Consider the following 12792-nt stretch of genomic DNA (forward strand, 5'->3'; position numbering starts at 1 on the left):
TTTGTTAAACAGAGACTGGTGACCGGGCGGGGCGGCGGCCGCAGCCTCCGTACGGGGGGTCCGGCCGCCGTTGTTCGCGCCTTGTCAGTCGTTCATGGGACGCTCGTAGACATGAGTCCACAGGAGCAGCGCGGCCACAGCAGGGGGTACTCCGTCCCGACCGGGCGGCCGTACGCCCTCAAGGAGCTGCAGGCTGCCCTGGGCAGCCTCGGCGACCATCTGGCGGAGCTCTACGACGGCGCCCTGCCCGCCGAGTACGAAGCCGTCGCCGACGCCCTCTACACCGCCTTCCAGACCGCGGCCGGGCTCGCCCCCGCCAAGAGCTACACCGGCTGCCCCGAGCACCCCAACGGCGCCCTCGACCCCGAGGCGCCCGACGGCTGGGGCCGCTGCCTCATCTGCAACGACCGGCGACGCCTCGGACTGCGCGCCCAGGGCGCCCGGGCGGCCGCCGCGGCCCCGCCCGCCGCAGAGCAGCGCCGGCTCGGCTACCCCGTACCGGAGCCCCCGTACACGCTCCAGGCCCTGCGCGCGTGCGTCCGTACGGTCGAGGACCGCCGCTTCCACCTCGGCTTCTCCTCGCCGGCCGAAGAGTTCGTACAGATAGCGGACGACCTGCACCGCGCCTTCATCGTCGCCCGCGAACTGTCCCGGCCGCGCAACGCCTCGGGATGCTCCGAACACCCCGGTGCGCCCATCGACCCGGACGCGCCCCCGGGCGAGGCCTGTATCTTCTGCGCCGGACGCAAGAGACGGGCGCAGCGCTCCGCACAGACCCCGGAGATGCTCCCGCGCATCCGTCGGGGCGAGCGCAGGCAGCTGCAGCGCCGATTCGAGCGACCGCCGGGCTGAGGAAGGCACCGGGAGTAGGGGCCACACCGCCCGAACCCCTGCCCTTTCGGCGATCCGCAACTGTCCGGCCATGACGAACACGACCGTCGTTAAGGTGAACCACATGAGCTCTCCCGCCGCCCGCTTCGACCGCGGCCACACCGACGACCTGATGACCTTCCTGACGGCCAGTCCGTCGCCGTACCACGCCGTGGCCAACGCGGCGGAGCGGCTGGAGAAGGCAGGTTTCAGGCAGCTGTCGGAAACGGACGCATGGGATGCGGGCACGGGGGGCAAATTCGTGCTCCGCGGCGGCGCCCTGATCGCCTGGTACGTGCCGCAGGGCGCGGCCGCGCACACACCCTTCCGGATCGTCGGCGCGCACACCGACTCCCCCAACCTGCGGGTCAAGCCGCTGCCGGACACGGGCTCGCAGGGCTGGCGGCAGATCGCGGTCGAGATCTACGGCGGCACCCTGCTCAACACCTGGCTGGACCGGGACCTGGGCCTGGCCGGGCGGCTGACCCTGCGGGACGGCAGCGAGCGGCTCGTCAATGTCGACCGCGCCCTGCTGCGCGTTCCCCAACTGGCCGTGCACCTGGACCGGTCGGTCAACACCGACGGCCTCAAGCTGGACAAGCAGCGGCACATGCAGCCCATCTGGGGCCTGGGCGAGGTCCAGGAAGGCGACCTGATCGCGTTCCTGGAGGAGGAAGAGGGCCTGGCGCAGGGCTCGGTGGCGGGCTGGGACCTGATGGTCCACTCGATCGAGCCGCCGTCCTACCTCGGCCGTGACCGCGAACTGCTCGCCGGCCCGCGCATGGACAACCTGCTGTCCGTGCACGCGGGCGTCGCGGCGCTCGCGGCGGTCTCCGCCTCCGACGCGCTGGACCACATCCCGGTGCTGGCCGCCTTCGACCACGAGGAGAACGGCTCCCAGTCGGACACCGGCGCGGACGGCCCCCTGCTGGGCAACGTGCTGGAACGTTCAGTCTTCTCGCGCGGCGGCTCGTACGAGGACCGCGCGCGTGCCTTCGCCGGCACCATCTGTCTCTCCTCGGACACCGGCCACGCCGTGCACCCCAACTACGCGGAGCGCCACGACCCCTCGCACCACCCGCGTGCCAACGGCGGCCCGATCCTGAAGGTCAACGTCAACCAGCGGTACGCGACCGACGGCAGCGGGCGCGCGGTGTTCGCGAGCGCCTGCGAGCGGGCCGGCGTGCCGTGGCAGACCTTCGTCTCCAACAACTCCATGCCGTGCGGCACGACGATCGGCCCGATCACCGCCGCCCGGCACGGCATCCAGACCGTGGACATCGGCGTCGCGATCCTCTCGATGCACAGCGCCCGCGAACTGTGCGGCGCGGACGACCCGTTCCTCCTGGCGAACGCGCTGGTCTCGTTCCTGGAGGGCTGACGCGCGCCGCCGGGCCCCGCCCTCTCGGGGCGGGCCCGGCGCGTTCGGCGCGTTCGGCTCCTTCGGCTACTCGGCGTCCAGGCCGGCGAGGACGAGCGGGAGCCGGCTGGCGCCGCCCGCGGCCACCGTCACCGGAACACCCCAGTCCTGCTGGTGGACGTGGCAGGCCGGGTACTCGTTCTCGGGGTCGTCGTCGCACGAGGCGGCCATCGCCGAGACGTGCAGCACGCCCTCGGTCACCCCGTCGGCGAGCACCAGCTCGCGGAAGAGGTCGGTCCCGGCGCCCTCCCCCGCCGCCAGCAGCTCGGGCGGGGTCGAGGAGACCAGCAGCCGCGTCGAGGGCCCGTACCGGGTGTCGAGCTTCTGCCCGCTCGGGGCCTGGAAGACCACGTCGAGACGGAGCGTGCCCGGGGCCACCTCGGTGGCGGCGCGCTGCGTGCGGTGGGCGACCGCGTCGACCCGTACCGCCTCCTCCGGCAGCCGCAGCCGGGTCAGCCGGTGGCGGGCGGACTCGACGACCACGATGTCCTCCCCGACCAGCACGGCGGCGCTGGGCTCGCGCAGATCGGTCGCGAGGGTGGAGACCTGCCCGGTGGCGGGGTCGTAGCGGCGCAGCGCGTGGTTGTACGTGTCACACACCGCGACCGAGCCGTCCGGCAGGGCGGTGACCCCGAGCGGGTGCTGGAGCAGCGCCTGCGCCGCGTCCCCGTCGCGGTGGCCGAAGTCGAACAGGCCGGTGCCGACGGCGGAGGTGACGGCGTAGCCGGCGTCGGTGCGGTGGACGTAGCGCAGGGCGCTGGTCTCGGAGTCCGCGATCCACAGCCGGTCCTCGGTGGCCGCGAGCCCGGACGGCTGCGCGAACCAGGCCTCGGCGGCGGGGCCGTCGAGCAGGCCCTCGTTGGTCGTCCCGGCGGCCACCCCGACGGTGCGCGCCTGCGGGTCGTACGTCCACAGCTGGTGCACGCCCGCCATGGCGATCCAGACCCGGCCCTGCCACCAGGCCACGTCCCACGGCGAGGACAGGTCCACCTCCAGGGCCGGCCCGGACGTCGGCGAGCCCTGCCACCACTGGCGGCCGGTCCCGGCGACGGTCTGGACGGTCCCGGTGGCGGGGTCGAAGACGCGCAGCGCGTGGTTGACCGTGTCCGCGACCACGACCCTGCCGTCAGGCAGCAGCGCCAGGCCCTGCGGCTCGCTGAAGCCGTCGGCGCCGAAGCCGCGCTCACCGCTGCCGACGCGGCGTACGACGCTCTCCCCGTCCGGGGCCAGCTCCACGAGCTGGTGGCGGGTGGAGTCGGACACCAGGAAGTTCCCGGACGGCAGCACGACCGCCTTCCCGGGGAACCGCAGGTCGCTCGCCACCGGCTCGGGAGCCACGTACGGCCCGTCCCCGCGGCGCAGCGTCCCCTTGGCCTCGTGCTCGGCCTCCAGCTCCTCGACGAGCCGTGCGATGGCGTGCGCATGACCTTCGCCGGCGTGCTGCGCGACGATGTACCCCTCGGGGTCGATCACCACGAGCGTGGGCCACGCCCGCACGGCGTACTGCTTCCAGGTCGCGAGCTCCGGATCGTCGAGCACCGGGTGGTGCACCTCGTACCGCTCGACGGCATCGACGACGGCCGCGTGCTCGGCCTCGTGCACGAACTTCGGCGAATGCACCCCGATGATCACGACGGTGTCGCGGTGCTTCTCCTCCAGCTCCCGCAGCTCGTCGAGGACGTGCAGGCAGTTGACGCAGCAGAAGGTCCAAAAGTCGATGATCAAGATCCGTCCCCGCAGGTCAGCGAGGGTGTACGGCTTGCCACCGGTATTGAGCCAGCCCCCCTTGCCGATCAGCTCGGGAGCACGGACACGGGCGCGACGGGGTGCGGACGCGGCAGAAGTCATGCGACAAGGGTGCCACCCCCCTGCATATGCACCCGCAGGGGTGACGACGGAGCACGGGCCCTCGTGGGACGCTGGCGACAAGGCAGCGAAGGAGGCGTCCGGTATGACCACCGCGCACGACTACAGCGAGGGCATCGACCCTGAGCGCGCGCTGAAGTACGCAATCCAGCACCACAGCGGGGACCGCACCGAGATCGTCGAAGGAGTCATCTGCCACGTGACGCCGAGCTGGCCCCACGAGAACGCCGCGGAGGAGATCCGGGATCAGATCAAACCGCGTGTCAAGGAATTGGGCTGTGTCACCGGGTCAGGCAATCTGGACCTTCCGGGGACCCCCAATTGGTACATCCCCGACATCGCCGTCGCGCCCAAGGATCTGGCGACGAGGAACGAGGCTCTTCTTCCTGATCAGACGCTCCTGATCGTCGAGGTCACATCGGACTCCAACGCCGAGACCGACCGTGTCGTCAAGCGCAAGCGGTACGCCGAGTACGGCGCACCGCTGTACCTGCTCGTCGACCGGGTGGAGAAGACCGTCACACTGTTCGCCGGGCCGGGACGACTCGGCTACACGAAGGTCGACGGGCCGCACTCGTTCGGGACTCCGGTCCACCTGCCGGCCCCGTTCAACCTCGATCTCGACACCAGCGGGCTCTAGTCGAAGAGGGCGCTCAGGCGGGGCAGGCGGGCCGAGGTCTCCTCGGAGTCGCCGAAGTCGAAGGACCAGGCCGGGTCCAGGTCCGGGTACCCGATCGTGAAGGAGTCCGACGGGAGTTCTCGGCCTGTGGCGGATTCGTAGGCCTGCCAGGCTATGGAGAGGGCCTCCTCGTCCCACAGCTCCAAGCCCTCCGCCGCGGCCTCGCGGACCGCGGGGTGGGCGGCCAGGGAGTCCGGGTCGCCGAGGGCGGCGGCGAAGGCCGCCTCGCCCTGGGTCAGGAGCCAGCCGCGGAAGTAGTCGAAGCCGTCGTCCGAGCAGCCGCCGTTGATCACGTAGGCCGCGGCCCAGAGCGGGGCGCGGTAGGACTCCGCCAGCAGATCCCACAGCACCTGCTGCGCCGCGGCTATCTCGGCGGCCGGCCGCCCCGCGAGCAACTGCGCCGCCCGCGCCGCCACCTGGTCCGGCGCCGCCTCCGCGCGGGCCGTCTCGATCAGCTTCCAGAACGTCTGCTTGTCCATGCCCAGAGCCTGGCATCCCCCTCTGACATCAGGGGGTCAGGAGTTCAGGAAGGAGTGGAGGGATTGTGTGAGGGACTCGATGAAACGGTCCTGCACCTCCGCCGGGACGAGGTCCAGCGAGAGGTACGGGTTCAGGTCCTCCAGCTCGACCAGGAGCAGTTCCCCCGACGGCGCCCGGCAGGCGTCCACGCGCTGGATGCCGTGGTCGAGGGTGTTCCAGTCGACGAAGGCACGGGCGAAGGCCAGGTCCGCCGCCGAGGGTTCGTACGGGGCCAGCTCCCAGCGCCGCGCCGGGTCCGGGGCGTACAGGGCGTACTGGAAGGCGTGGTCCACGAAGTAGAAGGACACCTCGTACGCGAAGTCGATGCGCGGCTGGATGAGCATCTCGCCCGGCACCGCGGACGGGTTCGCGGTGAAGGTCAGGCCGATGGAGTCCGCGCCCTGCTTGGGCTTCACCGCGTACTCGGGGACGTCCGGCAGCAGCGCCAGCCGCGCCGGGTCGTCGATCGTCGGGATCACCGGGTAGCCGGCCTGCGTCAGGTCGAGGAGGTACTGCTTGCCCGCCATGTCGCCACGGCCCGTGAGCGGGTTGTACACGCGGGTCCCGGCGGCCAGCGCGGCCGCGCGAAAGGCGTCGTACGCCTCCTGGTAGTGCAGGACCGGCCCGCTGTTGCGGATCACGACCGCGTCGAAGCCGGGCATCAGGGCCCGCGCGTCCAGCGGATGGCACAGCGCCAGGTCGAAGTGCGCCCGCAGTCGCGAGGTGAGGAATATGTCCTCGTCGCAGTAGCGGCGGCCGCGCGCCGGGTACGCCAGGTCGGTCACATAGAGCAGAGGCATGACGGCAACCTATCGCGGGCAGCGATCACGGCATGAAATACCTGGTTCGGGACAAAGTGCTGGCCGTCGGGGACGACCACCTGATCGAGGACGAGGACGGGCGGCACGCCTTCCTCGTGGACGGGAAGGCGCTGCGCGTCCGGGACACCCTGGAGCTGAAGGACCCCGACGGCCGGATCCTGGACCGGGAGTTCAAGGTCGAGTACGACGGGGAGCTGCTCGCCCTGATCTCCCGCCAGTGGTACCGGATCCGCGAGACGTACGCCGTGGACGTGATCCGGGAGGACGCGGACGCGGCGCTGCTGATCGCCGTGGCCGTGTGCGTGATCAGAATGGCCGAAAAGAAGCGCGAGGAAGACGTCGAGGCAGACGTCTAGTGCTGTGACCGCGAACCTTTGCCGGTTTGTCGGTTAGGGGCCGGGCCAGGACCAACTCCTTCAGGAACTGACGAAACGGGAGCACGAGGTACCGGACATCGGCCAGTGTCGGGATGCCCACTATGATCACGCTCTGATTTGCTCACGGGGGAGCTGAGGTCATGAAGAGACCGGGATGCCTGACGATCTCGGTGAGTGCAGCCGGCCTGCTGGGCTTGCTCGGCTGGGGTGCGACGTCGATGCTCGACTCAGCGTTCGGACCGCCGGACAACCATGTCGCAGCGACCGATCCCCGAGTCTGCCCGCAGACCCGGGGCAACAACATCTCCCTCGCCGAGGCCACCAGGCACTTCGGTCTGGCTGTGCCCCCCGTCGCCACGAGCCTCGTCTTCACTGCCGACGTGGGTGGTTTGCAGGGAGAGAGCAACTTGACGCTGCGATTCACTACTACGCCGGCAGATCTCGCCACGTTCCTTACGGCCAGCCATTTCGAACCACCAAGCGCGGCCACGAAGGTGCTCGAGGGTAGCTGGACCGCCTACAGTCCCGGAGCAGCTGTCCAGCCTGCAGAGGGCCCGTGCGGCCTGACCCCGCCGGTCAACCCCACCATGCTCTACAGCCAGGACAGTCCCAGTGATGCCAAGCGGACCAGTCCACGGTCCTTGGCGGTGGACAACACCGATCCGGCGCATCCCGTGGTCTGGGTTTCGGGTGCGGACCTGTGACCGCTTCCGCCACTGGATTGTTCGCAAATATGTGATCAGACGACGAGGGCAGGTCTGCCGCCCCAACGGAGTCGTTTTTCGCTGCGGATTCGGGCGCGTTCGCGCCGTTGGTCAGCACCAGGAGGAACCCGGTGAACGTTCCCGGTCACAGCACTAGGCGTGTCCCTGCCCGAGGCGGCGGTCCTTCAGGGCCGGGAACTGCTCGCGCGTCCCGGCGACCTTCGCCGGGTCCAGCTCCACCGTGAGCACCTCCTCCCCCGGGCCCGCCTCCGCCAGCACCTCGCCCCACGGGTCCACCACCAGGCTGTGCCCGGACTGTTCGACGCCCGCATGGGCGCCGGCCGTCGCACAGGCGAGGACGTAGGACTGGTCCTCGACCGCACGGGCCCGGTTCAGCAGGGTCCAGTGGGCCCGGCGGCGGGCCGGCCAGCCCGCGGACACGACCATCGTGGTGGCCCCCGCGTCGACCAGGCCGCGGAACAGCTCCGGGAAGCGCAGGTCGTAGCAGGTGGCGAGGCCGAGCGTCTGCTCCGGCAGGACCACGGTGGTGAGGGAGTCGCCTGGCGACATGAGCACCGCCTCGCCCTGGTCGAAGCCGAAGCGGTGGATCTTTCGGTACGTGGCCGCGAGTTCGCCCGTGGGAGAGAGGACGAGCGCGGTGTTGTAGAGCGAGCCGTCACCCGCGCGCTCCACGACCGAGCCGGCGTGCAGCCAGACCCCTGCGTCGCGCGCAGCCCTGGACATGGCCTCGAAGGTCGGGCCGTCCAGCGGTTCGGCTTCCGTCTCGAACTGCTCGTAGGCGAAGGCCCCGACGGTCCACAGCTCGGGCAGCACGACGAGGTCGCAGCGGTGCTGCTCCCGTACGAGGTCGGCGACGCGGGAGCGGCGGGAACCCACCGACTCCCCCTCATTCACCGCGATTTGGAGCAGAGAGGCGCGCACACTACCACCGTCCTGGCTTTCAAGCCGTCGACTCGGGCCTACGATCGTCACACGAAAGCACTGCCGGGGTGCTCACCGGCAGCGTAGTTTTGAAGCCAGTCCACAAGCTTCCAGAACGCGCCAATGAACAGCACGCGAGGGGTCCCGTTGACCGTCCATCCGCATCCCAGCCTTCAGCCCTATGCCGACGCGTGGACGCACTCCATCGAGGCGATATCCGCGCTGGTCCTCCCCCTGACGGAGGGCGAGTGGAACCGGGCGACCCCGTGCCCCGGCTGGTCAGTGCGTGATGTGGTGTCACACATCATCGGCATCGAATGCGAGCAGCTCGGGGACCCGCGGCCGATCCACACCGTGGCGCGGGATCTGCGGCACGTGGTGGACGAGTTCACCCGGTACATGGAGGTGCAGGTCGACGTGCGCCGGCACCACACCGCCCCGGAGATGACCTCGGAGCTGGAGTACACAGTCATCCGGCGGGCGCGGCAACTGCGCAACGAGAAGCGGGATCCGGCCACGATGGTGCGGGGACCGCTGGGCGAGCAGGTCACGCTGGAGATGGCGCTGCGGCTGCGGGCGTTCGACGTGTGGATCCACGAACAGGACCTGCGGGCGGCGCTGGGAGTGCCGGGGAACTGGGACTCGCCGGGCGCGTACGTGACGCGGGACCTCCTGCTGGCCGGGCTGCCGAAGGTGGTGGCGAAGCTGGCGGGGGCGCCGGCGAACTCGGCGGTGGTCCTCGACGTGCACGGTCCGTTGGAGTTCATGCGGACGGTACGGGTGGACGCGCAGGGGCGGGGCACGGTGGACAAGACGCCGTCGCTCGGGCCGGCCGTGACGCTGACACTGGACTGGGAGACGTACGTCCGCCTGGCGGCGGGCCGCGTCCGTCCGCACGCGGTGGCCGACCGCGTCAAGATCGAGGGCGACGAAGCCCTGGCCGCGGCCATCCTGACCCACTTCGCCGTCACCCCGTAGCGCGCCGGGCCCGACTCCGCCGGGACCTGGGATGAAAGGGCCCGTCCGGCACGTGGTCGGACGGGGCCCGCTCGCGTGGGTGGACGTTGGGCGGCGTAAACGCTACAGCGACTTCACCGAAGTACGTGTCGGGCCACACACGATCGGCTGTTTCCACGGGCACCCTTTCAACCGCGTCTCGCAGACCCTGGATGATCGACTCCAAGGGCCAATGGCCATGAGCGGTCAATGAGCGCAGGACGGGCCGTCCGGTGTGGTCGCTGTGCCAAATCGCGGCGGTCAGCGCGAGGATTCGGCATCACCGGCGATGACGGGAGGCAGAATTCTTGGCAGCTGCTCCAGTTGCGGCTCTGCCCGAGGAGATAGAAACTGAGTTAATCGAGGAATTCATCACCCCGGCACGTCATGCCCGGCAGATTCCGTTGCTGTTGCTCCGGAGAATTCTTCGCAAGCCCGATGGCCTCCGGTGGAAAACCGGCGCCCGCCCCTGATGGCTTCCCCGCTCCCGCCACGGCCCGGCGTCCGCGTGTCCGAACCGGGCGGCCTCCCATGGAGGTGGAACATGACTGATGACAACCGTGACAGCGTCGCGACTTCTTCCACCGACCCCAACTGCGGCGATCCGAGCGACGGCGACAGAGACTTTCTCTGGATCAAGGTCAAGGATTTCCCGTATACCTGCCAGGAGATCGACACGAAGCGCAGGATCGCAGTCGCGAACGGAACCAAAGGTTTTCTGACGATTCCGACCGACCGCGTCAAGGGAATCGAGTGCGGGAAGGTCCTCGGCTCCTATAATTACTGGCTCTATGCGGCGGAAAAGGTCCCGGCGTATTACACCGCCCACCCCGAACTCGTAGGACTCGGGGTCAACTCGGCGGAGTCGCGGAAACAGGACCAGCTGCACATTCATATGGCCGCGTTCCACCCTGAGGTGAAGGAAGATCTCGGAAAGATCAAAACCCCCGTCACCGATCCGGCGAAATGGACGGACCCTAGCGCGATCTTTCCCATCAGGGGTCGCGATCCGAAGAACGGTGACCTTGTTACCCGGAATTATCGGGTGCTGTGGCTCAAGGCGCTCGACCAGAATCTCTTCTGGCTTCTGGACCAAAACGTGGCCCGGAGTCCGGACAACATGAAGCTGCAGACCATGGTCTCGATCCCAGGTTTGAATGGGCTCTGGGTCCTGAACAGCCAGGGGACCCTTCCCGGGGGAAACGGCACCGGGACCTGCGACTACCTCCTGGCCTGCCGCTGAGCAGCGCGCACCGCGGTGGGCAGGGCCGCCGCCGCGGCTCCCGACAGGGGCGCCGCGGTGAGCAGGCGTTCCCGTTCGCGGGACAGGGCCCGGCCCCTCAGGCGGAGGATCTGGGTCACGCCCAGGAGCTCCAGGACGAAGACCGACGAGAACGCGATGCGATAGTCGTCGTCCGTGGCGTCCAGCAGCACGCCCACCACCAGGAGCGTCGTCATCGAGGCGATGAAACCGCCCATGTTGGTGATTCCGGAGGCCGTCCCCTGACGCTCCGCCGGATTCGCGGGCCGCGCGAAGTCGAAGCCGATCATCGACCCCGGCCCGCACATCCCCAGCACCAGGCACAGCGTCACCAGCAGCCCCATCGGCGCCCGGTCGCCCGGGTACAGCACCACCGAGGCCCACAGCAGCGCCGTCAGCCCGACCGTGCCGAGCGCCAGCGGTATCCGCGCGGACTGGCGGCGGCCGATGATCTGGCCGTAGACCAGGCCCAGCGCCATGTTCGAGGCGACCACCAGTGTCAGCAGCCCGCCCGCGGTGGTCCGCGACAGCCCCTGGGCCTCCACCAGGAACGGCAGGCCCCACAGCAGCAGGAACACCATCGCCGGGAACTGCGTGGTGAAGTGCACCCACAGCCCGAGCCGCGTGCCCGGCTCCTTCCACGAGTCGGCGATCTGGCGGCGTACGAACCCGCCCCCCGCCCCCCGCGCGACCGGCGGCGCCGCGTGCCCCTCCGGATGGTCCCGCAGGAACAGCACCAGCGGCACGAGCACCACCAGCCCCGCGACCGCGCTGCCCGCGAAGGCCGGCACCCAGCCGACCCCGTGCAGCACGGGTGCCAGCACCAGCGTGGAGACCAGGTTCCCGGCCATCCCGACCAGCCCCGCGAGCTGCGCCATCAGCGGTCCGCGCCGGGCCGGGAACCACCGCGTCCCGAGCCGCAGCACCGAGATGAAGGTCATCGCGTCGCCGCAGCCCAGCAGCGCGCGGGCGGCCAGCGCCATCCCGTACGAGGGCGACAGCGCGAAGCCGAGCTGGCCCGCGGTGAAGAGGACGGCCCCCAGCGTCAGCACCTTCTTCGTGCCGAGCCGGTCCACCATCAGCCCCACCGGTATCTGCATCCCCGCGTACACCAGGAGCTGCAGCAGCGAGAAGGAGGCCAGCGCCGAGGAACCGACGTGGAAGCGGTCGGCCGCGTCCAGGCCGGCGACCCCCAGGCTGGTCCGGAAGATCACCGCGACGAAGTAGACAGCGACGCCGATCGACCAGATCGCCACCGCCCGGCGGCCGCCCGGAGGGTCCTTCGGCAGCCCGGTCACCGGGACACCCCGCGCACCAGCGCCCCGACCCTGCCCACGTGCCCCCGTACCGCCGCCGCGGCGCTCTCCCCGTCGCCCGCCCGCAGCGCGGCCAGGATCTCCGCGTGCTCGGCCAGCGTGCGCTCCACCCGTTCGGGGTGCGCGTGCAGCAGGGCCACGCCCATCCGCAGCTGGCGGTCGCGCAGTTGGTCGTAGAGCCGGCTCAGGATCTGGTTCCCGGCACTGCGCACGATCTCGGCGTGGAAGCCCCGGTCGGCGGCCATCATCGCGGCGAGGTCGCCCGCGGCCGCGTGCCGCCGCTGCTCGTCGAGCAGTTCCGCGAGCCGGTCCAGCAGACCGGGCGGCGCCGGCACGGCCCTGCGTACCGTGAACTCCTCCACCAGCAGCCGCGTCTCGATCACGTCGGCGATCTCCTGCGCGGAGACCGGCAGCACCAGCGCGCCCTTCTTCGGATACAGCTTCAGCAGCCCCTCGGTCTCCAGCCGCAGCAGCGCCTCGCGCACCGGCGTACGGGAGACCCCGACGGCCTCGGCCAGCTCGCCCTCCGTCAGCAGGGTGCCGCCCTCGTAGCGGCGGTCGAGCACCCCGTTCTTGACGTGCTGGTAGACGCGGTCGGCGGCGGTCATCGGGGCGGCCGCGGCCGCGGTCACGGTGGCTGATGGCATGGGCACAGGATAGATACAACACAGGTGCGAGTCGTCCCCTCGTCCGGCATGTGGACCCCGGCTCTACTCGGAGTCCACCTGCACGTCGAGCACGAACTCGTCGTACGGCGCCTCGTCCGGATACGGCGGCCGCACCTGCGCGAACCGGACCCGGGCCCGCCCGCCCACGCCCCGGGCCCGCACCACGTACACCCGCTCCACCGCAGCCCCCGGCAGCGCGTCGTCCGGCTCCCCCTCCGGGCCCTGCGCCACCGAGACGGCGTCCTCGTCCCCGGTCACCCGCCAGGTCCACACGTATCCGCGCGCACCGCGCCCCGTGAGCCGCAGCTCGTACGACTCACCGGGCGCGAGTACGACCCTTCGCACCTCCACCG

Annotated in this window: 14 protein-coding genes; 7 read left to right on the forward strand and 7 right to left on the reverse strand. The window is 70.4% G+C overall.

Going from position 1 to position 12792, the window contains the following annotated elements; genetic code table 11:
- Positions 1 to 111: 111 nt before the first annotated feature.
- Together ACFWB8_RS18685 and ACFWB8_RS18690 are read left to right on the forward strand one after the other, a co-directional pair.
- On the forward strand, positions 112 to 852 hold the full coding sequence (locus ACFWB8_RS18685) for a hypothetical protein (RefSeq protein WP_385227660.1): 741 nt from the start codon (positions 112 to 114) through the stop codon (positions 850 to 852).
- A gap of 103 nt (positions 853 to 955) precedes the next feature.
- Positions 956 to 2251: a M18 family aminopeptidase gene (locus ACFWB8_RS18690; protein WP_385227663.1), complete on the forward strand. Its 1296-nt coding sequence runs from the start codon at positions 956 to 958 to the stop codon at positions 2249 to 2251.
- 66 nt (positions 2252 to 2317) lie between these two features.
- Here ACFWB8_RS18690 and ACFWB8_RS18695 read toward each other — a convergent pair whose 3' ends face one another.
- Positions 2318 to 4138: an NHL domain-containing thioredoxin family protein gene (locus ACFWB8_RS18695; RefSeq protein ID WP_385227666.1), complete on the reverse strand. Its 1821-nt coding sequence runs from the start codon at positions 4136 to 4138 to the stop codon at positions 2318 to 2320.
- Between the two features lie 103 nt (positions 4139 to 4241).
- Here ACFWB8_RS18695 and ACFWB8_RS18700 point away from each other — a divergent pair, with 103 nt between their 5' ends.
- Positions 4242 to 4796, forward strand: coding sequence for a Uma2 family endonuclease (locus ACFWB8_RS18700; protein WP_385227669.1), 555 nt, complete (start codon positions 4242 to 4244; stop codon positions 4794 to 4796).
- On the opposite strand, the gene ACFWB8_RS18705 is transcribed toward ACFWB8_RS18700, so the two are convergent.
- Positions 4793 to 5314, reverse strand: a complete 522-nt coding sequence (locus ACFWB8_RS18705) for a DUF4240 domain-containing protein (RefSeq protein WP_385227672.1) — start codon at positions 5312 to 5314, stop codon at positions 4793 to 4795. The genes ACFWB8_RS18700 and ACFWB8_RS18705 overlap by 4 nt on opposite strands.
- A 36-nt stretch (positions 5315 to 5350) precedes the next feature.
- Positions 5351 to 6154, reverse strand: coding sequence for a hypothetical protein (locus ACFWB8_RS18710; protein WP_385227675.1), 804 nt, complete (start codon positions 6152 to 6154; stop codon positions 5351 to 5353).
- Between the two features lie 32 nt (positions 6155 to 6186).
- Here ACFWB8_RS18710 and ACFWB8_RS18715 point away from each other — a divergent pair, with 32 nt between their 5' ends.
- Both ACFWB8_RS18715 and ACFWB8_RS18720 read left to right on the forward strand, forming a co-directional pair.
- Positions 6187 to 6531: a hypothetical protein gene (locus ACFWB8_RS18715; RefSeq protein WP_385227678.1), complete on the forward strand. Its 345-nt coding sequence runs from the start codon at positions 6187 to 6189 to the stop codon at positions 6529 to 6531.
- Between the two features lie 161 nt (positions 6532 to 6692).
- On the forward strand, positions 6693 to 7256 hold the full coding sequence (locus tag ACFWB8_RS18720) for a hypothetical protein (RefSeq protein ID WP_385227681.1): 564 nt from the start codon (positions 6693 to 6695) through the stop codon (positions 7254 to 7256).
- A gap of 153 nt (positions 7257 to 7409) precedes the next feature.
- On the opposite strand, the gene ACFWB8_RS18725 is transcribed toward ACFWB8_RS18720, so the two are convergent.
- Positions 7410 to 8198: a carbon-nitrogen family hydrolase gene (locus ACFWB8_RS18725; protein WP_385227684.1), complete on the reverse strand. Its 789-nt coding sequence runs from the start codon at positions 8196 to 8198 to the stop codon at positions 7410 to 7412.
- A gap of 123 nt (positions 8199 to 8321) precedes the next feature.
- On the opposite strand from ACFWB8_RS18725, the gene ACFWB8_RS18730 reads away from it, so the two are divergent.
- Positions 8322 to 9176 carry a maleylpyruvate isomerase family mycothiol-dependent enzyme gene (locus ACFWB8_RS18730; protein WP_385227687.1) on the forward strand — a complete coding sequence of 285 codons (855 nt, stop codon included), beginning with the start codon at positions 8322 to 8324 and terminating at the stop codon, positions 9174 to 9176.
- Positions 9177 to 9738: 562 nt separating this feature from the next.
- A complete protein-coding gene (locus ACFWB8_RS18735) occupies positions 9739 to 10437 on the forward strand; it encodes a CDP-diacylglycerol diphosphatase (protein WP_385227690.1) in 699 nt (232 codons plus the stop codon).
- On the opposite strand, the gene ACFWB8_RS18740 is transcribed toward ACFWB8_RS18735, so the two are convergent.
- From ACFWB8_RS18740 to ACFWB8_RS18750, 3 genes are all read right to left on the reverse strand, one after another.
- Complete coding sequence (locus ACFWB8_RS18740; RefSeq protein ID WP_385227841.1) at positions 10416 to 11744, reverse strand: nitrate/nitrite transporter; 1329 nt, start codon at positions 11742 to 11744, stop codon at positions 10416 to 10418. The genes ACFWB8_RS18735 and ACFWB8_RS18740 overlap by 22 nt on opposite strands.
- Before the next feature lie 5 nt (positions 11745 to 11749).
- Positions 11750 to 12418, reverse strand: a complete 669-nt coding sequence (locus ACFWB8_RS18745) for a GntR family transcriptional regulator (protein WP_385227693.1) — start codon at positions 12416 to 12418, stop codon at positions 11750 to 11752.
- 63 nt (positions 12419 to 12481) lie between these two features.
- On the reverse strand, positions 12482 to 12790 hold the full coding sequence (locus ACFWB8_RS18750) for a protease inhibitor I42 family protein (protein WP_385227696.1): 309 nt from the start codon (positions 12788 to 12790) through the stop codon (positions 12482 to 12484).
- Between the last annotated feature and the right edge of the window lie 2 nt (positions 12791 to 12792).

Origin of the sequence: Streptomyces sp. NPDC060031 (assembly GCF_042736805.1) — a bacterium.
GTDB lineage: Bacteria > Actinomycetota > Actinomycetes > Streptomycetales > Streptomycetaceae > Streptomyces.